This is a genomic window from Methylobacterium sp. CM6247 (assembly GCF_054817925.1).
In genome coordinates, this window is record NZ_JBTXKX010000003.1 from 3,567,705 (window position 1) to 3,591,191 (window position 23,487).

Annotated in this window: 22 protein-coding genes and 1 pseudogene; 14 read left to right on the top strand and 9 right to left on the bottom strand. The window is 67.6% G+C overall.

Translation table 11 applies throughout. The features are described 5' to 3' along the window. Window positions 1-577: 577 nt before the first annotated feature. Genes ACYQOP_RS17710 through ACYQOP_RS17725 form a run of 4 tightly spaced genes read right to left on the bottom strand, consistent with a single transcriptional unit; the run spans window position 578 to window position 5,097 of the window. A complete protein-coding gene (locus ACYQOP_RS17710) occupies window positions 578-1,375 on the bottom strand; it encodes a formylmethanofuran dehydrogenase subunit C (RefSeq protein WP_207412038.1) in 798 nt (265 codons plus the stop codon). After that, window positions 1,372-2,328, bottom strand: coding sequence for a formylmethanofuran--tetrahydromethanopterin N-formyltransferase (gene fhcD / locus ACYQOP_RS17715; protein ID WP_419952569.1), 957 nt, complete (start codon window positions 2,326-2,328; stop codon window positions 1,372-1,374). The genes ACYQOP_RS17710 and fhcD overlap by 4 nt, the downstream gene beginning before the upstream one ends. Window positions 2,329-2,380: 52 nt before the next feature. Then, entirely contained in the window at window positions 2,381-4,024 is a 1,644-nt protein-coding gene (locus ACYQOP_RS17720) for a formylmethanofuran dehydrogenase subunit A (RefSeq protein ID WP_461223296.1), read from the bottom strand. Next, the gene (locus tag ACYQOP_RS17725; protein ID WP_461223297.1) at window positions 4,018-5,097 is read right to left on the bottom strand and encodes a formyltransferase; all 1,080 of its coding nucleotides are present in this window, start codon (window positions 5,095-5,097) and stop codon (window positions 4,018-4,020) included. The genes ACYQOP_RS17720 and ACYQOP_RS17725 overlap by 7 nt, the downstream gene beginning before the upstream one ends. A gap of 330 nt (window positions 5,098-5,427) precedes the next feature. Here ACYQOP_RS17725 and ACYQOP_RS17730 point away from each other — a divergent pair, with 330 nt between their 5' ends. The 7 genes from ACYQOP_RS17730 (at window position 5,428) to fae (ending at window position 12,472) form a co-directional block, all read left to right on the top strand. After that, window positions 5,428-6,414, top strand: a complete 987-nt coding sequence (locus tag ACYQOP_RS17730; RefSeq protein WP_461223298.1) for a beta-ribofuranosylaminobenzene 5'-phosphate synthase family protein — start codon at window positions 5,428-5,430, stop codon at window positions 6,412-6,414. Between the two features lie 125 nt (window positions 6,415-6,539). Continuing rightward, a complete protein-coding gene (locus ACYQOP_RS17735; protein WP_056423972.1) occupies window positions 6,540-7,433 on the top strand; it encodes an NAD(P)-dependent methylenetetrahydromethanopterin dehydrogenase in 894 nt (297 codons plus the stop codon). 194 nt (window positions 7,434-7,627) lie between these two features. After that, a complete protein-coding gene (locus ACYQOP_RS17740; RefSeq protein ID WP_461223299.1) occupies window positions 7,628-8,797 on the top strand; it encodes an ATP-grasp domain-containing protein in 1,170 nt (389 codons plus the stop codon). Then, a complete protein-coding gene (gene mch / locus ACYQOP_RS17745) occupies window positions 8,794-9,780 on the top strand; it encodes a methenyltetrahydromethanopterin cyclohydrolase (protein ID WP_461223300.1) in 987 nt (328 codons plus the stop codon). The genes ACYQOP_RS17740 and mch overlap by 4 nt, the downstream gene beginning before the upstream one ends. A 163-nt stretch (window positions 9,781-9,943) precedes the next feature. Then, a complete protein-coding gene (locus tag ACYQOP_RS17750; RefSeq protein WP_461223301.1) occupies window positions 9,944-10,858 on the top strand; it encodes an ATP-grasp domain-containing protein in 915 nt (304 codons plus the stop codon). Continuing rightward, complete coding sequence (locus ACYQOP_RS17755; protein WP_461223302.1) at window positions 10,855-11,700, top strand: triphosphoribosyl-dephospho-CoA synthase; 846 nt, start codon at window positions 10,855-10,857, stop codon at window positions 11,698-11,700. The genes ACYQOP_RS17750 and ACYQOP_RS17755 overlap by 4 nt, the downstream gene beginning before the upstream one ends. 259 nt (window positions 11,701-11,959) lie before the next feature. After that, window positions 11,960-12,472 carry a formaldehyde-activating enzyme gene (gene fae, locus ACYQOP_RS17760; RefSeq protein WP_018043473.1) on the top strand — a complete coding sequence of 171 codons (513 nt, stop codon included), beginning with the start codon at window positions 11,960-11,962 and terminating at the stop codon, window positions 12,470-12,472. Window positions 12,473-12,611: 139 nt separating this feature from the next. On the opposite strand, the gene ACYQOP_RS17765 is transcribed toward fae, so the two are convergent. Further along, window positions 12,612-13,295, bottom strand: coding sequence for a HisA/HisF-related TIM barrel protein (locus ACYQOP_RS17765; protein ID WP_461223303.1), 684 nt, complete (start codon window positions 13,293-13,295; stop codon window positions 12,612-12,614). Window positions 13,296-13,322: 27 nt separating this feature from the next. Between ACYQOP_RS17765 and ACYQOP_RS17770 the strand changes: the two genes are divergently transcribed. Next, window positions 13,323-14,384: a hydantoinase/oxoprolinase family protein gene (locus ACYQOP_RS17770; RefSeq protein ID WP_461223304.1), complete on the top strand. Its 1,062-nt coding sequence runs from the start codon at window positions 13,323-13,325 to the stop codon at window positions 14,382-14,384. Window positions 14,385-14,402: 18 nt separating this feature from the next. Next, window positions 14,403-14,603 carry a hypothetical protein gene (locus ACYQOP_RS17775; protein ID WP_018043476.1) on the top strand — a complete coding sequence of 67 codons (201 nt, stop codon included), beginning with the start codon at window positions 14,403-14,405 and terminating at the stop codon, window positions 14,601-14,603. Window positions 14,604-14,616: 13 nt separating this feature from the next. Here ACYQOP_RS17775 and ruvX read toward each other — a convergent pair whose 3' ends face one another. From ruvX to ACYQOP_RS17795, 4 genes are all read right to left on the bottom strand, one after another. Next, window positions 14,617-15,117, bottom strand: a complete 501-nt coding sequence (gene ruvX, locus ACYQOP_RS17780) for a Holliday junction resolvase RuvX (protein WP_461223305.1) — start codon at window positions 15,115-15,117, stop codon at window positions 14,617-14,619. Continuing rightward, window positions 15,114-15,653 (bottom strand): SMI1/KNR4 family protein, encoded by a 540-nt coding sequence (locus tag ACYQOP_RS17785; RefSeq protein ID WP_461223306.1) that lies wholly within the window; start codon window positions 15,651-15,653, stop codon window positions 15,114-15,116. The genes ruvX and ACYQOP_RS17785 overlap by 4 nt, the downstream gene beginning before the upstream one ends. A gap of 177 nt (window positions 15,654-15,830) precedes the next feature. Then, complete coding sequence (locus ACYQOP_RS17790) at window positions 15,831-16,709, bottom strand: SphA family protein (RefSeq protein ID WP_461223307.1); 879 nt, start codon at window positions 16,707-16,709, stop codon at window positions 15,831-15,833. Window positions 16,710-16,810: 101 nt separating this feature from the next. Next, complete coding sequence (locus tag ACYQOP_RS17795; protein ID WP_461223308.1) at window positions 16,811-18,292, bottom strand: APC family permease; 1,482 nt, start codon at window positions 18,290-18,292, stop codon at window positions 16,811-16,813. Between the two features lie 601 nt (window positions 18,293-18,893). Between ACYQOP_RS17795 and ACYQOP_RS17800 the strand changes: the two are divergent. The 5 genes and pseudogenes from ACYQOP_RS17800 to gatA all read left to right on the top strand — a co-directional run. After that, window positions 18,894-19,088: pseudogene (locus ACYQOP_RS17800) on the top strand (winged helix-turn-helix transcriptional regulator); the annotation flags it as partial. A gap of 206 nt (window positions 19,089-19,294) precedes the next feature. After that, on the top strand, window positions 19,295-20,983 hold the full coding sequence (locus tag ACYQOP_RS17805; RefSeq protein ID WP_056423990.1) for a methyl-accepting chemotaxis protein: 1,689 nt from the start codon (window positions 19,295-19,297) through the stop codon (window positions 20,981-20,983). A gap of 302 nt (window positions 20,984-21,285) precedes the next feature. After that, on the top strand, window positions 21,286-21,516 hold the full coding sequence (locus tag ACYQOP_RS17810) for a hypothetical protein (protein ID WP_461223309.1): 231 nt from the start codon (window positions 21,286-21,288) through the stop codon (window positions 21,514-21,516). 105 nt (window positions 21,517-21,621) lie between these two features. Further along, window positions 21,622-21,909 (top strand): Asp-tRNA(Asn)/Glu-tRNA(Gln) amidotransferase subunit GatC, encoded by a 288-nt coding sequence (gatC, locus tag ACYQOP_RS17815; RefSeq protein WP_056424141.1) that lies wholly within the window; start codon window positions 21,622-21,624, stop codon window positions 21,907-21,909. A 93-nt stretch (window positions 21,910-22,002) separates the two neighbouring features. Further along, window positions 22,003-23,484, top strand: coding sequence for an Asp-tRNA(Asn)/Glu-tRNA(Gln) amidotransferase subunit GatA (gatA, locus tag ACYQOP_RS17820; protein WP_461223310.1), 1,482 nt, complete (start codon window positions 22,003-22,005; stop codon window positions 23,482-23,484). Window positions 23,485-23,487: the final 3 nt, after the last annotated feature.

The window sequence follows — 23,487 nt, forward strand, 5'->3', positions numbered from 1 at the left end:
ACTCAGGTGAGGAATTGGGAATCGGCCACGTGTTCTGGCGCACCTGAGGGTATTTCTCCTTCAGAGCGACCGATGATCCAGATCCACCGGTGCGACATCCGCTCCACACCTTCTACAACCATTTGTTAATCAGAATAATTATGCATCATTCAGATCAGCAACAATGATCACTGTGATGTTCGCGAGAACGGTGTCCGGCTTTCAAGGGGACGACGCAGCTCCTGCATGGGAGCGGGGCCTGGCAAGTAAATGCAGGATTGGGAGTCGCGCAGGTCCGGCGATCTTGAGACTCGTACCGTAGAAACCGGTTTTCGGGTCGCGGCGACGCCTAGCCGGCATATCTCGAACGGAGCGATCGTACCGATCCGGCGTCTCGTCTCCGACGAAACGAACCTTGCGAGCCGTGATCTGAGCGATCCGGGCTTCCCGGCCAGCGCCGTGGCCTATGCGTCCAGAGCCCCGGAGAATGAGGGCGGGGCGATCAACGGTCGATCAGCAGGATCGCACCGAGCTAACGGATACGTGATGACTCCGCCGACGGCGCAGAGCGCCGCCGGCAAGGGACTCGCCCGGTTTCTCAGGCGGCCGTAACCCAGAGTTCACCCTTGCCGAGGGTGGCGAGATCGCCGGAATAGCGCTTGAGCGCACCCGCCGCGAGGTCGGCATGGGCGGGGCTGAGGGCGCGCAGGGATCGGGCGAGCAGCCGCAGGAACACGAGATCGTGCGTTCCCGTCTCGACGAAACTCGGGCTCAGGGCACCGTGTCCGCCTGCGAGGATCGTCCCACGCCGCATGCCGTAGCCCGGATGGTCACCCACCGAGAGGGCCGCGATCGTGCCCGCGATCATCCGCGATCCGGCATGAGCCCCGGCGGATCCGACCAGAATCAGCCCGCGCCGCATGCGGTCGCCGAGATAATCGCCGGCCGAGCCTCGGATCACCAGCGTGGCGCCGTCGAGTCCGGCCTTGGCGGCATAGACTGCGCCGCCCGCATGATCGCCGGCATCCCCTTCGATGGTGATCGTGCCGCCCTTGGCACCCGATCCGGCATAGGGGCCGGCCGATCCCGTGACCGTCACCGAGCCCGATGCCATGCCTGCGCCGAGGCGCTGGCCGACATCGCCGACGACCCGGATCGAACCGCCGCTGAGCGAGGCACCAATGCTGTCGAAGCGGGATGACCCGCCCTCGATGGTCAGGCTGTCGGAGCCGTCGAGGCTGATCGCGAAGACGTCGCCCAGCGTCAGGCCGCGTCGGCTGGTGCCGATGGGGAGTTTCCCCGCCTCGGCCTCGGTCAGGCCGCTCAGGGAGAGCGGATTCACATGGAGAAAATCGAGCCGCTCCGGCGGCTCCTGGCGCAGGGTGAGGGTGCTCATGCCGCTCCAGCCTCGCTCGCCGGCTCCTTCGAGAGCAGGTCCTTCAGGTGATAATGGTGGCGGCCGAGATTGCCGCCGTAATTGCCCGCCGTCACCGCCACGAGCCCGTGCGCGGCACCGGCTTCGGTGGAGGCGTGGAGCGCCGCGCGCATGGATTCGGCCACCGAGCGCGAGGTGAGCCCGTCGATGACGATCTCCAGCACCACGCCGACCTCTGCCGCGAGTTCGGAGCCGGCCCGGCCTTTGAGGGTCGGGCAATAGGCGTCGTTGGTGGAGGCCATCATGCCTTTCGTCCGTGCTCCGACCTTGGAGCCGGAACGGACGATGCCGCCGGGGAAGGGCAGGATCACATCCGCCACCGAGCGAGCGGCATCCACGGCGATCTCCGCGACCTTGAGGGTCTCGGCATGGTTGCGCCCGAGGAACAGCAGGTTGCCGCCGCCCACCGCGCCGTCCACCGCGCGGACGAAATCCTCGCAGAGGAACTCGCCGTCCATCACCGGCACACGCCAATAGCGCCGCGCCTTGCCGGAGACTGGGTCGGTCAGACGCTTGGCCACCGCGAACCCGTCACCGAAATACCGGATCGCGCCGCCGAGCTTGATCTTGTGAGGCCCGTCGACGCCTGCATAGCAGGCAGTGCCGGGGCAGGTGAGGATGCACTGGCCGACGCGCTTGAGGAGTTGGTCCTTGAGGCCGTTCGGCTCGAAGCCGAACAGCAGCACGCGCACGCCGGGGCGGCCGTCCGGAGTCTCCTCCGGCGAGAGCTCGCAATCGATCCCGGCCTCGGCGCCGCAGCCGATCACCGACGTAGCGAACCCGGTCATGGTCACGGCGGCGATCATCGCCCATTTGGCGGTGTCGTTGGTGATGATCAGCGCCGTACCGGCGACGTCGAACGCCTCGGCGAAGGTGTCGATCACCGGAATGCCGTTGAGGGTGAGGTCAGCCATGGTCAGTCACCCATCCTCACGCGACGCATCGTCTTCGAGCCCTGCAGGATCTTCATGCGCGACATGCCACGTCCTCGAACACGTCGCCCGCGGGGAAGGCCGCGTCCGGCACGGTGAAGCTGTCGAGGCCGGTGCCGAAGCGAGCGTCGAGATAGGCGTCGGCGCGCGTCACCATCGCCTTGTCGGACTCGACGACGAGCTCCAACGTCCGGCCCGAACGCCAGTTCACGATCTCGCCATCCTCGACGATGACCTCGCCGTCCTTCAGGACGAGTCGGGCACGGGCGAACATCGCGGTCCGGTTCTTGTCGTCCCGGTAGATTGCGACATCGGCGCGGGCGCCCCCACGGAGATGGCCGCGATCGGCGAGGCCGAGGAGCTTGGCCGGGCCGGACCGCGTCAGCTGCGCGATCTCGGAGAAGGAATATTCCCGCTCGATCCCGCACAGGCCGGACCGCTCGGCGATGACCTTGTGCAGGCCGGCGATCTCACGGTCGCGCTCCTCCTTGTCCATCAGCAGATGGATGATCCGCGGATATTCGGTGAAGGGGCCGCCATTGGGATGGTCGGTGGTGAGGATGGTGCGCTCCGGATCGCCCGACAGCAGCATCAATTCGAGGCCGATCGCCCATTGCAGGGAGCTGACCGGGCCGCGCGGCTTGTACAGGAACGGCACGATGCCGCCGCCTTCCGCGTCACCTGCTGTGATGATCCACTTCTTCGGGTTCGCGCCCTTGCGGCCGGCGAACTGGCGGATCACGTCCAGCGAGATCGTCACGGTCTGGCCGAAGGCGACCTGACCCACGTCGAACGTGGCGTTGGGGTGCCGCTCCATCGCCTCCGTGATTCGCTCGGCCGCAGAGCGGAAGCCGCCGGTGGCCGGGTTGGCGGGATCGGCCGCGCCATAGGCATAGAATTGCGCATGGGCGAAGTGGATGCGCCGTCCCTCCGCCGCTTCCATCGTCGCCACGAACGAATCGTCGGCGCCGGGAATGCCGAGATTGTTGGCATGGACGTGGAGCGGATGCGGGACACCGATCTCCTCCACCGCGTCGAGGAGGGCGTTCATGATCTTGCGGGTGGTGAGCCCGTAGACCGGAATCTCCTCGTCGAGGCTGAGATTGAGCATCCCGTCCTTGAAGGCCGAGGCGCCTCCCGCATTGATGCACTTGACGCCGAGGCCCCGCGAGGTCGCCACCGAGAGGGCGACGAGGTCCCGCACCGCCGCCTTGCCCTCGCGCTGGCGCAGCAATTCGAGAAGCTGGTCGTCGTTGCCCATCACCGTAAGGGCGCCGCGGTCGAGCAGCGGGATGTCGGCGAGTTCGAGTTGCGTCGCGAGCGCGTTGGTCGGCGGCATCGCCGGCTCGACGGCGACGGTGTAGCCCATCCGCGCGTAATTCGCGCCGATCCAGGCGGCGGAGCCGCCGGCATGAGCGAAGGGATGGCCTTCTGGCGCGGCCTCGCTGGCATAGAGATCGGGCAGCAGCAGGCGGCTCATCACCACGTTGCCGCCGGCGATATGCGAATGCACCTCGACGCCGCCCGCCATCACGACGCAACCGGAAGCATCGATGGTCCGGTCGGGCTTGCGCTCGGAGGCGGCGACGACATGGCCGTCCTCGATCCAGACATCACCGATACCGTCGCGGCCGGCGGTAGGATCGACGACCCGGCCGCCCTGGATCAGGATCAGCATGAGACGCCCTTCTTCTGCGTGAGGCGATCTTGGATGGCGGCGAGCACGCCGGCCGCCGTGAGGTCGGCCGGTTGGCCGACGGGGGGCGAATAGGTGATCGCCGCGCGACGCTCGTTCCACAGGGCGCCGCCGGCGGTCTCGCCGGGCACTCCCACCGCGATGACGATGTCGGCGACGTCGCCGGTAGCCTCGGGGCTGCCCTCGCCGACAATAGCGATGGTCGGCAGGCTGCCGAGCCAGTCCGGGCGTGGGGCAGGGATGGCGGCGAGCCACAGGGCGGCATCGACTTCACCGGCGGCCACCTGGCGCGCGCTATCGAACCGCCAGGGATCGTGCTCGGGCAGGTCGCGTCCGAAACCGACCCGCGGCGGCTGGCCGGTGGTCCAGGAGGCGAGCTGGGTCACGGCACGCCCCTGGAACCCGTCAGAGATGGAAAGCGCGAAGAAACGCGTCAGGTCGTTGAGGTCGCGGACCAGACCCTGCAGCATCTCCACGCCGAGCTCACCGACCTCGGCCGCATCATAGAGGACGACGCCGTATTGCGCGGTCGTGAGACGACGGGCGAGGTCTGCAAAGGCCGCTTCGCCGGAGAGGTTGCCCTTCACGTAAGCGCGCAGATGCGCCACCGAGACGGCGAGCCCGCCGGTATCGGCGGGATAGGCCACGTGCCGGGTGGCTCCGTTGCCGGGACCGCCGAGGGAGAGCAGCGTCCGCTCGGAGCCGGCGGCGCGGCCGCGCACCGGCGCGGAGGAGGCGATCTCCTGCACGATCGGGCGATCCCACGGTCGAAGGCCGACAACCAGCACGGCATCGGCCCGGCCGATCGCCTCGGCCGGCGTCGTGTTGAGGTTACCGAACTGACTGAGAGGACCGAGCTCCGCATAGAGTCCGTCGCCACCGGCGGGATCGACGGAGGCGCCGATCAGTCCAGCCAGATGATAGGCCGCCCTCACCGCGCTCGTATCCGCACTCAACCCCGTGACGATCGGGGTCTTCGCTGTGGCGAGGAGCGTCGCGGCGGCCTCCACCGCCGCACTCACGTCCACCGCACCACCCTTTACCCAGGCAGCCATGCCTTCACCTTGGAGAACGAGGGCCCGGCACGCGCTGTGTTCAGCGTCGCGCACGGCGGGACTGCGCCAGTCCATTCCTAGTGGGCCGGCACGTTTGCATCGCGGAGACGTCGCAAGCAACCCCCCACGCTCGCCGCTTCGGGGCAATCGCATGGAGGCAATGGCGATCGCGATGGCGGGCGGTGCTTGCGAGCGGTCGGCCCTCCGTGGGAGAAGCCGGCAACCGGGCCGTCGTCTCGAGCGCGGTTTTGCTCCCGCCACCGACCGACGGGACGAGGATGCGGCTGACATGCGCCAGGACGGGAGCGTGTCACGATAAAGGAGCTCGCCGTGGACCGGATCGCCGACGAACGGCCTCTCAGCCAGGAAGCGGCGACACGCGGCGCGGTCCGGGTGCATGCACCCGCGCGCCTGCATTTCGGGTTTCTCGATCTTCATGGCGGCCTCGGCCGGCGCTTCGGGAGCATCGGCCTCGCGGTCGACGCCCCCTCCATCGATCTCACCGCGAGGCCGGCGGCGGCGCTCCGGGTGGACGGGTTCGAGGCCGGGCGCGCCAGGGGCTATGCCGAGGCGGCGGCGCGCCATCTCGGCATCGCAGGGCACGCCGCCTTGCAGGTGGACCAGGCGATCCCCGCCCATGCCGGTTTCGGCTCGGGCACGCAGCTCGCGCTGAGTGTCGCCGCGGCGCTGGCCGCCCTCGACGGCCGCCCCTTCTCGCCCGACGCCTTTGCCGATGCCCTCGACCGTGGCAACCGGTCCGGCGTGGGCCTCGCCGCCTTCACCCAAGGCGGGCTGATCGTCGACGGGGGCCGAGACGCCAGCAATGGCCCGCCGCCCCTGATCGCGCGTCTCGCCTATCCTGAAGCGTGGCGGGTGCTGCTCATCCTCGACGAGGGCATGACGGGAGTGCATGGCACCCGTGAGGTCGAGGCTTTCCGTGACCTGCCGCGCTTTCCGGAGGCGCAGGCGGCCGAGATCTGCCGCATCGTACTGATGCAGGTGCTGCCCTCCGTCGCCACGGCGGAGCCCGAAGGATTCGGGGCCGGCATCACCACCATCCAGCGGTTGATCGGCGACCACTTCGCGCCGCATCAGGGAGGGCGCTATGCGAGCCCCGCTGTGGCGGAGGCCCTGGCGGCGATCGCCGCCAGAGGGGTGGCCGGCTACGGCCAGAGTTCATGGGGGCCGACCGGCTTCGCCCTCCTGGCGTCGGAGGCCGAGGCCCAGGCGCTCAAGGCCGACCTCGGACGTCCCGGTTCCCTGCGCTTCGTGATCGCGCGCGGACGCAACAGCGGCGCCTCGGTCACGCGACTTTAAGGGAACCTGGCGCATAAGCGACGCTTGACCATGCCGGCCCAGGCCGGTTCTGGATGTAGACGTGAAAGAAACCATGCGAGAGGCGACCCCGCGAGGGAGTCGGACACTTGCGGAGGAGACAGACGATGGCCCGTTCGATTCTGCATATGCTGACGCCCCTCAAGCATATGAGCCCGTTCGACGTGAACATGGCTGTGGATGCTGGCTTCGAGACGATTGCGACCTATACGGACGTAACCCTGCCGGACGTGACCTCCCTGGTGCAGGATTCGATCTTCTCCCGCTCGCCCCAGGACGGTACGCGCACCAGCATCTTCATCGGCGGTAAGAATGCCGAGGACGCTCTCGACATGATGGACCGGGCGAAGAAAGCCCTGGTACCGCCCTTCGCCAATCACATCGTGGCCGATCCGGCCGGGTCCTTCACCACCGGTGCCGCCATGGTCGCCGAGGTGACCCGCGCCCTCAAGGCGAAGTTCGGCACCGACCTGAAGGGCAAGCGCATCGTCATCTTCGGCGGAGCCGGCGTCGTGGCTTATGTGGCGGCGGTGATCGGCGCGCTGGAAGGCGCCAAGACCGTTCTCGTCGGGCATGATGGCGAGGAGCGTGTCAGCAAGATCGCCTTCACGATGAAATGGCGATTCGGCATCGATGTCGGCGCCGTGGACGGCTCGACCGGCGATGCGCGCCGCGCCGCCATCGCCGAGGCCGACGTGATCCTCTCGGCCGGCCCGGCCGGCATTCCGATTTTGTCCGCCCAGGATCTCGAATCCGCGCCGAAGTTGCTGGTCGCCTCCGACGTGAACGCAGTACCGCCCGCCGGCATCGCCGGAATCGACGTGAACGCCAAGGACGTGGCGCTGCCCACGGGCAAGGGTATCGGCATCGGCGCGCTCGCGGTCGGCAACGTCAAGTACCAGACCCAGTCGCGCCTGTTCCGCCAAATTCTCGCTGCCGACGAGCCCCTCTGCCTCGATTTCCGCGACGCCTACAAGGTCGCCGTCGAGGTGGCCGGCTGACGGGCACTCATCTGCTCGCTCGATCCTACCCATGACCTCATCCTGAGGTGTCCGCGAAAGCGGGCCTCGAAGGAGGTCTCCAGCTCCCGCCGAGCAAACTGGAAGCCTCCTTCGAGGCCTTCGCTTCGCTCGTCGCCTCAGGATGAGGCAGGGTGGTGGGAGCAGCGTAGGAGTGATCCGAAGCGATCGCCGCAATGGCAGCATCATCCGAACGGCGTCCGTCCCAGGGTGACGCACTTCTCATCGCCGCCCAGTCCGGGCGCGCCCTGGCGCAGGCCGCGCGCAGGGCGGGCCTGCGCCCCTATGTCCTCGACCTCTTCGGCGATGCCGACACCCGCGCCCTCGCCGAAGGCTATCGCCCCGCCGAGGGCCGTTTCGGCGAAGGGCTGACGGGGGAGGGCGTTTTGGCCGGGCTCGATGCCCTGGCCGCCAAGACGGACAAGCCACCGATCGGACTGGTTCTCGGCAGCGGCTTCGAGACCGCCCCGGACCTGATGGAGGAACTGGGCCGGAGCCACAGGCTGCTGGGGGCCACGCCCCGCTCGGTCCGGGCCCTGAAGGATCCGTTCGCCTTCGCCGCCCTCTGCGCGCGGCACGCGATTCCCCATCCCGAAGTGACACGGGACCTTCTGGCTGACCGATCGGGCTGGCTGGTCAAGCGTGCCGGCGGGTCCGGCGGCAGCCATATCCGCCCCGCGGGCATGGGCCGGGCCCCACCCGGCGCCTACTTCCAGAGACGCGTCGATGGAACAGCCCATGCGGTCGCCTTCCTGGCCGACGGGCGCGAGGTGGCGATCCTGGCGGTGACCGAGCAATGGAGCGCGCCGTCTGCCTTACGCCCCTTCCGCTATGCCGGTGCGCTGGAACGGGCGGCCCACGAGCCGCCTTTCCTGGCCGCCCCCGTCCTCGACGCGATCACGGCGGCGATTGGTAGCCTCGTCGCCGCGACGGGGCTTCGCGGCCTCGCCAGCGCCGACCTCCTCGTCTCCGAGGCGGGATGGTGGCTCACCGAGATCAACCCGCGCCCAGGAGCCACGCTGGACATCCTGGACCGACGCAACACGCCACTGCTGACCGCGCATATCGACGCGAGCCTCGGCGTTTTGCCGCGAATCGAACCAGCACCGGTGGATGCGGCGGCCACGGAAATCTGGTACGCGGCAGCCGGCTACGCGCCGATGCCGCCCCTCGACTGGCCGGATTTCGTTCGCGACCGCCCACAATCCGGCGCCCCCGTGGCACGCGATGCACCGTTATGCACCGTGTTCGCCCAAGGTCCGGACTCGGCCGCCACCCGAGACCTATTGCGTGTCCGGGCCGCCACTCTGCGGACCCTGCTCGCCCCGACGGAGGAAGCCCGATGACCACCCATCCCCCCGCCACGCTCCGGACCACGCCGAGCCTGAACGCCCTGTCCGCTCCCCTCGTGGAGAAGCTGGTAGCGGACGCCGAGGCTCTGCGCCTTGCCGTCACCACCGAGAACGGCGCGCGCATGGTCGATGCCGGCGCCACCGTGCGCGGCTCCATCGAGGCCGGACGGCGCATCGCCGAGATCTGCCTCGGCGGCCTCGGCACCGTCTCGATCGTTCCCACAGGACCGATCGCGTCCTGGCCCTATTCCGTCGTGGTGCATTCCGCCGATCCAGTTCTGGCCTGCCTCGGCAGCCAGTATGCCGGCTGGTCGCTTGCCGACGAGACCGGGGATTCCGGTTTCTTCGCCCTGGGTTCCGGCCCCGGCCGTGCCGTCTCGGTGGTGGAAGACCTCTACAACGAGCTCGGCTACCGTGACACGGCCAGCCGAACCGCCCTGGTGCTCGAAGCCGCTGGCGGACCGCCCGCCTCCGTCATCGCCAAGGTTGCCGAGGCCTGCGGCCTGTCGGCCGAGGCCCTGACCTTCATCTACGCCCCGACCCAGTCGCTGGCCGGCTCGACACAGGTCGTCGCCCGCGTCCTCGAAGTCGCCCTGCACAAGGCCCACACCGTGGGCTTCGACCTGCACAAGATCGTCGACGGCATCGGCTCGGCCCCGCTCTCGCCGCAGCATCCCGACTTCATCCAGGCCATGGGCCGCACCAACGACGCCATCATCTATGGCGGCCGGGTGCAGCTCTTCGTCGAGGCCGACGAGGCGGATGCCAAGCAGCTGGCCGAGCAGCTTCCCTCCACCACTTCCGCCGATCACGGGGCGCCCTTCGCCGAGATCTTCGGCCGGGTGAACGGCGATTTCTACAAGATCGACGGGGCATTGTTCAGCCCGGCCGAGGTCATCGTCACCTCGGTGACCACCGGCAAGAGCTTCCGCGGTGGCCGGCTGATGCCGGAACTGGTGGACGCCTCCTTCAGCTGAGGCCCATCACGCAACCCTCCCCCCTCCGCGGGGGAGGGTGGTCGCGGAGCGACCGGGAGAGGGGAAGCCCTGTCCGGAACCGGCGCTCCCCTCTCCCGACCCGCTTCGCGGGCCACCCTCTCCCGCAAGGGGGAGAGGGATCGACGTCGAGGTTGCGAACAACATGCGCATCGGGCTCGCGGCCGATAACGGCAACTGGCACAAGGCCCGATTGAGGGCCGCCCTGGAACATCTCGGCGCCGAGCCGGTGCTGTTTTCGCTCGCCGACGTGGCGGTGGTCACCGGCGCGGGTGAGCCGCTGCGGGTGCCGGGGTTCGCGGACGGCCTGCCCGACGGCGTCCTCCTGCGCACCATCGCCGGGGGTACCTTCGAGGCCACCACCATGCGGCTCGGCGTGCTCCACGCCCTCGTCGCATCCGGGGTCACGGTCTGGAATTCCCCCGGTGCCATCGAGCGCTCGGTGGACAAGGCCATGACGAGCCTCCTCGTCGCCAGGGCCGGCCTCCCCACCCCCGACACGTTCGTCTTCTCCAGCCGTGAGGCCGCCGCCGCCTGCGTCGCCCGCGAGGCGGGACCGGGCCGGCCACTGGTGCTCAAACCGCTCTTTGGCTCGCAGGGCGAGGGCCTGCAGCTCATCGAACGGCCGGAAGACCTGCCCGGTGAGGAAGCCGTGTCGCGGGTCTACTATCTCCAGCGCTACATCGCGCGGAACGACGGCCTCTGGCGCGATTACCGCGTCTTCGTCTGCGAGGGCCGGGCCATCGCCGCCATGATCCGCGAAGGCGACGGCTGGATCACCAACGTCCACCGCGGGGGCCGGCCATTGCCCTGGGGGATGCCGGAGAAGGCTGCCGAGCTCGCCGAGCGGGCCGCCGCCGCCATCGGCGTCGACTATACCGGTATCGACCTCGTGGAAGACGGGGAGGGCGGATACCTCGTCCTCGAAGTCAATTCCATGCCGGCCTGGTCGGGCCTGCAGCAGGTCACCGAGGTCGACGTCGCGGCCGCCGTGGCCCGGGGCTTCCTCAACGCCGTACGGGCAGCGAGGCCCCCCCGGCTCCTCGCGGCATCGGGATGAGCGGGCTCTCGCCCGAGGCGATCGCCTCGGCCTACCGGGCGTGCTGCTTGGCCGAGCTCGATGCCCTGAAACCCGGAAACGTCCACGTCTTCGGCGACGGCCACCGCATGGCGGTGGCCGATTTCGTCACGAGCGCCGAAATCTCCGCTCCCCATCTCGCGGAACCAGGCGCGCGGATCGGCCGGCGCGTCCGCACCGCCATGGAGGCGACCCTCGGCGCGGTAGGCCAGAACACCAATCTCGGCATCCTGCTCCTCTGCGCGCCCCTGGCGCTCGCCGCCGAACGCGGCGGCCCTCTGCGCGAGGCGTTGAGCCACGTTCTCGTTACCCTCGACGCTGCCGATGCGACCGACGTCTTCGCGGCGATTCGCGCCGCCAATCCGGGCGGCCTCGGCCGAGTCGAACGGCACGACGTGACCGAATCGCTAGCGCCCACCAGCCTCGTCGCTGCCATGGCAGAGGCGGCCCCGCGCGATCGGATCGCCCGCGCCTACGTCACCGATTTCGCCGACATCTTCGGCATCGGCCTGCCCGCATTGGCGGCGGCGCGCGCCAAGGGTCTCACGCCCCCCTGGAGCACGACCGCGGTCTTCCTCGGCTACCTCGCGGCCGTCCCCGACAGCCATGTGGCGCGCAAGCACGGGCCAGGCCGCGCCGACGCCCTGCGCGCCGAGGCGGCGGAGCTTCTCCCTCTCGATCTCGCCACGCACCCCGTGACCGAGCTCCTGGCACGGGACCGCTCGTGGAAGGGCCAGAACCTCAATCCGGGCACCAGCGCGGACATGACGGTGGCCACACTCTTCGCCGACCGATTGCTGGCGGCCGGGATGGAACAGCCGTGACACCGGCCACCCGGTGTCGGCGGAGTGCGCCATAATTCATGAAACGGCGCGTTCAACCCCCCGTTAGACAAAGATTTTGCTCGAATCCGCCCCCCCTGCAGGGTTGTTCCGGCAGAGACCCCAGAGTAGGGTCCGCGCCGCGATCCGGGCAAACCGGTCCGGTCCTCATGGGACTGGACGCCGTGAACAAGGATGGCTTTCGGCCGCGCCAAACTACGGGGCGGTCATGCTTTTTCAAGACTCCTGGGAGAAACCCCACATGGCGAAGATCAACAAAGTTCTGGTCGGCGAGGCTCTCGTCGGCGATGGCAACGAGGTCGCCCACATCGATCTCATCATCGGACCGCGCGGTTCGCCGGCCGAGACGGCTTTCTGCAACGGCCTCGTGAACAACAAGCACGGCTTCACCAGCCTGCTCGCGGTCATCGCGCCGAACCTGCCCTGCAAGCCGAACACCCTGATGTTCAACAAGGTCACCATCAACGACGCCCGTCAGGCCGTCCAGATGTTCGGCCCCGCCCAGTACGGCGTTGCCAAGGCCGTGCAGGACGCCGTTGCCGAAGGCATCATCCCCGCTGACGAAGCCGACGACCTGTTCATCCTGGTCGGCGTGTTCATTCACTGGGAAGCTGCCGACGACGCCAAGATCCAGAAGTACAACTACGACGCCGTGAAGCTGTCGATCCAGCGCGCCGTCAAGGGCGAGCCCACCGCTGCCTACGCCACCGAGCAGCGCAACTCCGCTTCGCACCCCTTCGCGTCGAACGCTTAGATCGGGGACAGTCCTGGGCAGAGCGCGCCTCCGCCCGCACCGCGGGGCCTGCTCCAGCGACTGGCTTCCATCTTCCTCGGACGATGAAACATGAAACGAGGCGGCTCAGGCCGCCTCGTTTTTTTGTGTCCCCGGCCCGCTACGTCCGTAATGTCCCGTCATGGATCGCGGAGGCCACCAGGGCGCCCGTGACGCCGATCTCCTCCAACGCGGCGACATCCCCCGGTCCGCGCACGCCGCCCGCCGCGTAGAGCCGCGTCGCGGGGCTGACCCTGCGGATCTCGGACAGGCGGTCGAGATCCGGCCCGGTCCCCGCGCCGACACGGCTCAGGGTCATCACGATGACCTCGGAAGGCCAGTGCGCCGGCTCGTCGTGGAGTTCCGCCGGCCCCATCCTCTCGGCGCCCCGGCTGTCGAGGGAGAAGACCGCGCGGTCTCCCAGCGCTCGCACCAAGCCGGCATCGTGCTGGCTCTCGCTACCGATCACCGGGCGGCCCAACCCCTCCGCAAGGAACGCATCGACGCCGGCGGCCCCTGAGAATCCCGCATCGACCCAAAGCTGTACGCCCGGACAGGCGAGAGCGACCTGCGTGAGACTGCCGAGATCCGGAGGCCTGCCATCGATGATCGCATCGAGATCGGCGACATAGAGGATGCGCGCGGCAATCGCCTCCGCGAGACCCCGCGCGACCTCCCCGGGCGACGATCCCTTTGCCAAGGGCGTCACGATCGGGGCATAGGAGTCGCGATCCCCGGCCCTGGCCCGCACCACCTCTCCGTGGCGCAGGTCGATCACCGGAACGATCCGAAACCCGTCCTTCATCGCGTTCCTCCCTGTACGGACTTGCCCGTGACATCTGCCGCATCCACGCACAACCCGGTGATCGGCTGGGATCTCGGAGGGGTCCATGTCAAGGCGGCCCTGGTTCGGGGCGGCCGGGTCGAGGCGGTGGTGCAGGCGCCCTGCCGTCTCTGGCGCGGCCTTCCCGCCCTCGACGAGACGTTTTCGCAGCTGCCGGATTGGGCGCGCGGCGAGGCCGAACACGTCGTCACCATGACGGGAGAACTCACCGACTGCTTCTCCGACCGCACCGATGGCGTGGCGCAGCTCTCCGCCTGGGCGAGCGCGAATTTCGCCGGTTCGGTGCGGATCTATGGTGGCCGGGCCGGGCTCCTCGCGCCCGGTGAGGCGACGGGCGCCGCCATCGACGTGGCCTCGGCGAATTGGCACGCCACGGCGGCCCTGGCCGGCCGCCACGCGGCGAACGCGCTCCTCGTCGATATCGGCTCCACCACGGCCGACCTGATCCCCATCGTGGACGGCCACCCCGCCGCCACCGGTTACAGCGACGCCGAGCGCCTGGAGACGGGCGAACTGGTCTATTCCGGCGTGGTGCGCACGCCCGTCCTCGCCTTCACCGCCTCCGCGCCGTTCAAGGGCCGACGCACCGGCCTGATGGCCGAGACCTTCGCCACCACGGCCGACGTCTACCGGCTCACCGGCGACCTGCCCGAGGGGGCCGACCAACAGCACAGCGCCGACATGAAGGGCAAATCGATCCCAGAGACCGAGATCCGCCTCGGCCGTATGATCGGCCGCGACCATGCGGAGGGAAGCTCAGCGGATTGGCACGCTCTTGCGGCGCATTTCGCCGAATGTCAGCTCCGTCCCCTCCACGATGCGGCGGCGATCCTGCTCTCGCGCCCCGACATCGCGGCGGATGCGCCCCTGATCGTCTGCGGGGCGGGGCGATTCCTGGCAGAGCGGCTGGCCCGGCGCCTGGGACGCCCGGCCGTGGCGCTCACCGACCTCATCGCGCCGTCGCTCGCGGAGGAGGGCGCCGACTGGGCCTCCACCTGCGGCCCGGCCGTGGCGGTGGCCCTGCTGGCCGCCGAAACCATCCAACACTGAACCGAACGGGAGACCCGCATGAGCGCCACGCACAAACTCGCCCGTATCCTCGCCACGCGCTCCGGCGCGGGAATCGAGCTCGCCCTCGCTACCGAGAGCGGCCAGACCCTCAAGGTGCTGGCGAGCCAGGACCAGATCGACATGCTGGTGGACGAGTTGGAGGACATCCTCAATTCGCCGGTCGAGCCCGGAGACGACGAGCCGCCGGCGGCGGCGTGACGCGCCGCTCCCCTCAGTACGGGTCGCGCTCTTCGCGCTCCTCGTCCCCTAGCAGACCCCGGATCTGGTCGAGGCAGCCCTGGAGGATGTAGGCGGCCGCCAGCATATCGACGACCTCGCCGCGCTTGGCCCGAGAGGCATCCGCCGCGATCAAGGCCCGCGTCACTGCCGCCGTGGACAGGCGCTCGTCGCAGAAGAGCACCGGCAGGTCGAGCAGGGGCTTCATGTTGCGCACGAAGGAGCGCGTGGCCTGAACGCGCGGCCCTTCGCTACCGTCCATGTTGAGGGGCAGCCCCATGACGAGGCCGCCGACCTGGTGAGCCTCGCACAGGAGGCGCAGGCGCGCGACGTCGGGGGTGAACTTCACCCGGCGGATGGTCTCGAGCGGCGAGGCGATCTGCCGGCCCACATCCGAGAGGGCGAGCCCGATCGTCTTGGTGCCGAGGTCGATCCCGATGAGGCGTCGGCCGCCTGCAGACGCCGCGACGAAAGCCCGAATCTCGTCTTCCGTCACGAGACCTGACCCAGGAAGGTGGAGGGCAGGGGCTCCGCGCCCATGCCGAGGATGCCGCGCACGGCGGGGCCCTGAACCCGTCGCATGAGGTCGGGAAGGTCGCTCCCCCCGAACCGCACCGATTCGAGATCGGCACCCATCACCCAGATCTCGTATTCCCGGGGCCCGGCCTCGTCGGCGCCGACGGCCACGTCCCAGAACAGGAACTCGCCCGCTTCGGTCTCACCGAAGAAACAGGCGCGCTCGACCACGCTCGGATCGTCCCCCTCGATATCGAAACGATGGCCCTCCCGCATCTCGATCACGGAGGCGATGCTGTGCGCGATCAGTTCCGAGCGGGTGACGAGGTCCGCGCTCTCGGTGGAACTCGGAACCGCGATGCGGATGGAACCGCAGGCGAGCCCTGCGCCGCATTCGAGGCAGAAGCTGCGGTAACTTTCCGGCAGCGGGAAACCGAGTTCGGCCTCGGCACGGTCGAGATCGGCCGGATCGGCTTTCGGCCCGGCAGTGAATTCGGTGAACACCGTCTGCCACATGATGTCTGTCCTCGACGCGCTAGACCCTACTCCGGAGGGAATAGCCGCGTGGGACGTAAATGCGCCAGACGTCCACGAAGGATTCCTCGACGTGACGCCGCTGGGTTCGATCGATCCCGTTCCCCGGCTCGACGCCATGCGTTGCCCGGGCCGCAACCGGGAACCCAGCGCTTCCTCTCATGCGCCCCGAGGCGAGATCGCGATGGTCAGCCACAGATTCCATCCCGCCGGGCGGTTCTCCGCTTCGAACTCGCGGTAGAATTTGAGGTTGAGGTACCCTTGGGCGTCGCCCACCGGAAACAGGTAGCCGGCCTGGGGTCCCGCCGCGAAGACCCTGCCCTTGAACGGGCCAAATGTAGCGCCGCGTCCGCGATCGCCGGTCACCTGCTGATAGACGTAGCCGACCAGCCCGAGCTGGTATTGGTCGCCGATGAACTTCGACGCCGAGAAGTCGATATGTGCGTCGATACCGTTCTGATACTGTGTCTTGGTATTCTCGAAATTATACGTCATGCCGGCGACGGCCGAGAGTTCGTAGCCCAAGTCCTTATCGTAATAGGTGTAGCCGAAACCTGCGTCCTGGCCCCAATGCCCGATGCCGAAATTGGCCAGGCGTGATGAGTTGTAGGTGCCGGACGGGACGTTAGTGAGGGTATAGACGAGGTAGTTGTGATTTCCGGCGCTCCAGCGCATCGAAGCGGCTGGCGTCAGGTCCATGATTCCAACCCGGGAATCGTTCCTCACATCGGTGATGGCGACGGCCATCCCGCCGAATGCGCCGAACAGGCTGAGGGACAATTGCCCGTCGAGCACCGGCGTTGGGAGGGAATAGGTGATCCCCGCATAGGCGAGGTCAGCCCTCTCGGAGACGTTCTGAACCCTTGCGGTCGAGTGGTAGTAGGTCAGGCTCGTCGACCATCCCGGCATGCCCGGCACCGCCGCCATGCTGGCGAAGGAGCCGGCCAGATACAGGTTCGCTCCCCCTTCGTCCGCCCGTGCCGGAGCGGTGAGGAAGATCACCGTGGTGGAGGCCAGCAACGCAGCCAGCACGTGCATGGTCCTGATTCTGGTCGCTGACTTTACCACGGCGCTCACTTTCTGGTTGTCCCGAAGCGAAAGAGTCGCCGGACGCACATCTCGGTCGGTCGGTTGTGGCGTCACGATGTGGGCAGCGAGACCGTGGGCAGAGTGGCCGTGGGCGGTTCGACCTGAAGGACCGTGCGATTGAACCTGAGAAGGTAGAGAAAATAGACGCCGCCCGTGACGAGCAGCCCCACCACGATCAAGTCGGGGACCAAAGCTGCATCGGGCGTGACCAGCACGAACAGCGCGCCCATCAGCCAGACTAGGGCGATGACGGCGACGGGTACCTCGAAAGCGCCCGGGTCGAAGGCGCCGACCCGTCGGTCGAGCTTCTTTCGCACGGCCAGATAGAGAAGGACCGTGACGCCGTAGCTGAGGATCGGCAGGATCGTGGACGCCGTGATCAATTGCAGAAGCGCCTCGCCCGGAAGCGCAAGCATGAGAAGTATGCCCCCGACGAGGACCAGGATCGTCGCCGGAATCGGCGTCTGCGTGCGCGGGTGGACCTGGCTCATCAGACCCGACGCGGGAAAGCGGCCGTCCCGCGACATCGCGTAGACCAGCCGTGCCGCGGTCGCCATCACGACCATTCCGCAGGCGAAGAAGGCGAATGTCACCGCGGCCATCATGATCGTCTTCATCATGGGGCCGAACTGGTCGTGCAGGATCTCGGCCACCGGCGAGTCGCTCAGGGTGATCCGCTGGACATCCGGAATGGCGACGGTGAGCGCGATCAGGAAAAGCAGCCCCAGCACTCCCGCGGCGACGACGGATCCGACGATGGCGCGAGGAACGCTGCGAAACGGGTCCTTGGCCTCCTCGGCGACATTGGCCGCGGCGTCGAAGCCGACGAGGGTGGAGAGGCCCATCAGCATGGCGAGCATCAAGCCCCCGCCGACCTTGAAATAATCGGGGTCGGCGGCAGCCGTCCCGCGGGAGGTCAAGTTGGCGAAGGAGCCCATTCCGTTCATTGCGATCGCGATCGGCAGAAGGATCACGAGCAGGATGACGATCATCACCTCGATGCCGACGGCGGTCCCGTTGATCAGGCCGACGAGGCGCGTGGACACGATGGTCAGCACGGCCTGGACCAGCAGGATCGCCAAGGTGATCCACCTGGCCGTCTGCTCGTCGGGCGCCATGCCGAGCAAGGGCATGAGCGCCTGACTGGCGAGTGCGTTGTCCACCGCCACCACGCCGATGCCGAGGTAACAGAAGCTCAAGAGACCGAACCACCAGCCGATTGCCGGATTGGCGAGGCGCGACGCCCATTGATAGGACGAGCCCGTCAGGGGAATGCGGGCCGCGAACTGTGCGATGACGAGGGCGACGAAGGTCTGCCCGATCGCCACGATCGCCCAGAGCCAGATCCCGACCGGGCCTGCACTGCGAAGGACGTCGTCGAAGGTGCCGAATATCCCGACGGCGACCGAAATGAAGGCAAAGGAAACGGCGAAGACTTGAAACGAACCCAAAGTTCGCTTCAGTTCCTGGCGGTAGCCCCCAAGCTCTGCGGAGGTTTCCTCCCCACGCAGCCCATGCGGAAACTGTTCCATGATCACCTGCCGCCCCTCGCAGCGATGATTTGCCCCCACCGCATACTTTGGCGTTAAGCGAAAAAGCGACCCTCAACAATTGAGAAATTGGCGGGGCCACAGTGCTGGTGAGTGTCTCGCAGCCCACAGCTTTGATAGAAACGACAAACACGGCCCTCGATCTCTGAATATTCAGACACACCAAATCTCAGAACGGCAGCTTTTCCCGATTAAATCGCCACCGCATAAAGACCACTCATGACTTACATGACGGAGTCTGAGCTCTATCTGGCAGCACAGGTCATCTGGTTCTCACCAGAAGAGTCATATCCGACCGGATATGGTCTGGCCGGATACGACTCCCGGTTGTTGTCGTGACGCGTCTTGTTTCGACGAGCCGGTTTCCGCGTCGTGGGAATGCGCTCTTATTGGCAGAGGCTGGGAAGCTGTGCCGACCGTCCCGTGAGACGGAGCGTCAAGACAATCCGACGGGCCGCGTATCGCCCGGCCTCGGCGACGGCATCGCTGGAGCGAACATGCAGTTGCTTGCCGCCTCGCTCATCTGACGATTCGTGGCGAGCCCGCGCCCTCGTTCGAATCCGTTTGGATTGAATGTGCCGGGCGGCTCATGCGGGGACGCCGTTGGCGTGAGGAATATGTGCTGACAGCAGCAGGGCGCGACTTCCTCCCCGTCCTGATGATGGGAGCCTGGGCGCAGCGGAACCGCGGCGTCGATCCCGCTCGCTTCGTCGACGATACGACGGGCCTGGAGATCGAGCCCATTGCCGTCGATGCGCCCAGTCACGAAGCCGATTGATCCCCACGGTAAGGTTGGGCGGCACGCGGACGGCATCCGCAAGGCCATAGGTATAGCGCTCCTGCTACGGCCCCCGCCTATTGGCTCAGGGATGTCGAGCGCCGCTTGGTATTCGCAACACCAATGGGTGTTCGTTTAACGATTTCCAATGATGATCCCTACACGGCTGCCTATGGATTCTTGAGTGGCAGCGTTCGGAGATCATCGTGTCTTTCCAAAATCTTTCCATCCGCACGAAGCTGGTTGCGGCCTTCTTGATCCTGACCCTCCTTACCGTCGGGCTGGGCGTGCTTGGCCTGCTCGGGACACAACGCATGCGCGAGCAGGCGCTCAAGATCGAGACCAACTGGCTGCCGAGCGTACGTATTCTCGGTGAGATCGATACGCTCACAGCGCGGACGAGCGCGCTCGTTCTCCGGCACACGCAGGCCACCGACCCGGCACTGGTCGCCAGTATCGAGAAGGATATGGAGCGTTTCGGCAAGAAGCTCGACGAGAAGAAGGCCGCCTACGAACCGATGATCGCCTCACCGGAGGAGAAGACCCTTTACGAAACGTTCACCCGTGAAGCCGGGAACTTCGAGGCGGTGCGCCGGTCCATTCTCGATCTCTCGCGCGCCGGCCAGAAGGCACAGGCCTACGACCTCTATGAGCAGAAAGGCATCATTCCGCGCCGCGCGGCCTCGGCGGCTCTCGATAAGCTGGTCGCGATGAATAACGAAGGGGCCAGCGCCGCCGAGACGGACAGCAAGGCCGTATTCGAGACGACGCGTGCCTGGGGGATCGGTGCCATCGCGCTCAGTCTCGTCATCTCCGCGCTCTCAGCGGCATTGATCGTTCGCGGGGTCACGCGCGGCATCGGATCGGTGGTTCAGCCGATGCAGGCCCTCGCGGCCGGCGACCTCTCGGTGACGATCCCGCATCAGGGCGCCCGGACCGAGATCGGCACCATCGCCGACGCGGTGCAGGTGTTCAAGGACGGGTTGATCAGGATGCGGGCCCTCGAGGAGGAGACGGTCCTGGCGCGGGCCGGGGCGGAGGCACAGCGCAAGGCGGCCATGAAGGCCATGGCCGACCGTTTCGAGGACGCGGTCGGGGGCATCATCTCCATGGTCACGAGTTCGGCCACCGAGCTGCAGGCAACCGCGCAGAGCATGGCCGGCACCGCGACCCAGACCGCCAACCAGACCACGAGCGTCGCGGCGGCGGCGGAAGAGGCCGCCTCCAACGTCAACACCGTTGCGGCGGCGGCCGAGGAACTCGGCTCGTCTGTTCTCGAGATCGGGCGCCAGGTGAGCACCTCCGCCACGATGGCGCAGAGTGCCGTTCAGGAAGCGGCCGAGACCGCGGAACTGGTCCAGCAGCTGAACACGGCGGTGTCCCGCATCGGCGACGTCGTGACGATGATCACTTCCATCGCCGGCCAGACCAACCTGCTGGCGCTCAACGCCACCATCGAAGCGGCACGAGCCGGCGAGGCGGGGCGAGGGTTCGCGGTCGTGGCGGCCGAGGTCAAGGAACTGGCCAACCAGACGGCGCGGGCTACGCAGGAGATCGGGGAGCACATCAACCAGATCCAGGGCTCCACTGACCGTGCCGTGTCGGCGATCGGCAGCATCGCCGCACGCATCCAGGACATCAGCGGCGTCGCGACGACGATTGCGGCCGCGGTCGAGGAACAAGGAGCGGCGACCCAGGAGATCGTGCGCAATGTGGCCCAGGCCGCGATGGGCACGAGCGAGGTGACGAGCAACATCTCGGGCGTGGCGGGAGCGGCCGAAGAGACAGGAGCGGCAGCAAGCCAGGTTCTCGGCGCTGCTTCGGATCTGTCGCGTCAATCCGAACACCTAAACGCCGAGGTCGACAGGTTCCTGGCCACCGTGCGCGCGGCCTGACGCAACCGATCACGAGGGTGGGGCGACGTTCCGGAGCCCCACCCGGAGAGCGGGGTACCCAGGCGGACTTCAAGTCCACCTCTGCATCAGGTGGCCATCCGAACTGCCGGACGAAGAGGAGGCATCGTCTCGACCAGCACCACCTGCGCTGCGGTTTGTAACCGCACCGGCCCCGAACCGCATCGTCGTTCCGCCGACAGGCCACCGCAAGACGAACCGGCAACGGGTGGTAACCCGCTTTGGCAATTGCAACGCGTTCATGCCCTCCGTAGTTAAGGATTTCTTAACGATACGGAGAAACCATGCGTCGGCTCGGCCGAATATCCCTATGCCTCGACATGGTGCGACCGGCGCCCACGGGTCCGCGAACCGGACCTGCCGACGGCGAGGGCCGGTTGTCGTTCCGGCACAAACTCATGCTCGCCTTGGCTCTCGAAATTCTGGTCCTTGGCTTCCGGCAGTCGGAAATCGTCCGGCAGGACAAAGGTGTCGTCGTCGAGACTCCCTCTCATCCCGGCAATGCCATCGTCTGAGTTGGGGCTTCCGCCCGCCCCCGGCGTTGCGGCGCCGCGAAGCCCGGTGCTATAGCCCGGCCTCTGACGCGCGTTCCGGCGCAGGTCCCGAGGTCCGAAGGCAGCATGTCGGTCGACGCAACCACAGTGAGGCGCATCGCGCATCTGGCGCGTATCGCGGTGAGTGACGACGAGGTCGCGCCGCTGCAGGGCGAACTCAACGCCATTCTGGCCTTCGTCGAGCAACTCTCCGAAGTCGATGTGAGCGGCGTGGAGCCGATGACCTCGGTCACCCCGATGGCGATGAAGAAGCGGACCGACGTGGTGACCGACGGCGGACATGCCCGCGACATCGTCTTCAACGCTCCCGAGACCGAGGACCATTATTTCCTCGTCCCGAAGGTGGTCGAGTAGCTCCGTCGATTTCGTGATTCTTGCCCGCTGAGAGGGACCGCGCGGCGCCGGAAACGGGCGACGGGGTCCGGCGGGCTTTGGAGGACAGGCCCCATGACCCAGATCAACGAACTCACCCTGGCCGAGGCCCGCGACGGGCTGAAGGCCAAGGACTTCTCCGCCACGGATCTCGCCAAGGCGCATCTGGCCGCCATGGAGAAAGCGCGGGGCCTCAACGCCTATCTGCTGGAGACGCCGGAACGCGCCCTGCAGATGGCGGAGGTCTCAGACGCCAAGATCGCCTCCGGCGAGGCACGGCCCCTCGAAGGCCTGCCGCTCGGCGTCAAGGACCTGTTCTGCACCCACGGCGTCGCCACCACGGCCGGCTCCAAGATCCTCGAAGGGTTCCAGCCGCATTACGAATCCGCCGTGACCCACAATCTGTGGCGCGACGGCGCGGTGATGCTGGGCAAGCTCAACCTCGACGAATTCGCCATGGGCTCGTCGAACGAGACGTCCGCCTATGGCGACGTGGTCTCGCCCTGGCGCCGGAGCGGCTCCGAGGCCAAGCTGGTTCCGGGCGGCTCGTCCGGCGGTTCGGCGGCGGCGGTGGCGGCCCATCTCTGTCTCGGAGCCACCGCCACCGATACCGGCGGCTCGATCCGTCAGCCCGCCGCCTTCACCGGCACCGTGGGCATCAAGCCGACCTATGGCCGCTGCTCGCGCTGGGGCACCGTCGCCTACGCTTCGTCGCTCGACCAGGCCGGCCCCATCGCCCGCACGGTGCGCGATTGCGCGATCCTGCTCGGCTCCATGTCCGGGCCGGATGCCCGCGACACCACCTGCGCCGACCTGCCCGTTCCCGATTTCGAAGCGGCGGTGGCGCGGGGCGTGAAGGGTCTCACCATCGGCATTCCGAAGGAATACCGGGTGGAGGGCATGTCCGCCGAGATCCAGGCCCTCTGGGACCAGGGCGCCGCGATGCTGAAGGATGCTGGCGCGACGATCCGTGAGATTTCGCTGCCGCATACCCGCTACGCGCTCCCGGCCTATTACATCGTCGCCCCGGCCGAGGCCTCCTCGAATCTCGCCCGTTATGACGGCGTTCGCTACGGCCTGCGCGTGCCCGGCAAGGACATCGCCGGGATGTACGAGAACACCCGTGCGGCGGGCTTCGGCCGCGAGGTGAAGCGGCGCATCATGATCGGCACCTACGTGCTCTCGGCCGGTTATTACGACGCCTATTACGTCCGCGCGCAGAAGATCCGCACCCTGATCAAGCGCGACTTCGAGGAGGCCTACGCCTCCGGAATCGACGCGATCCTCACCCCCGCCACCCCGTCCGCCGCCTTCGGCATCGGCGAGAAGGGCTCTGGCGACCCCGTCGAGATGTACCTCCAGGACGTCTTCACCATCACGGTGAACATGGCGGGCCTGCCCGGCATCTCGGTGCCGGCCGGCCTCGACGCGCAGGGGCTGCCGCTGGGCCTCCAGCTCATCGGCCGTCCCTTCGACGAGGAGACGCTGTTCGCCGCCGCCCAGGTGATCGAAACGGCGGCCGGACGGACCAAGCTGCCCGCCGCGTGGTGGGCATGAAAG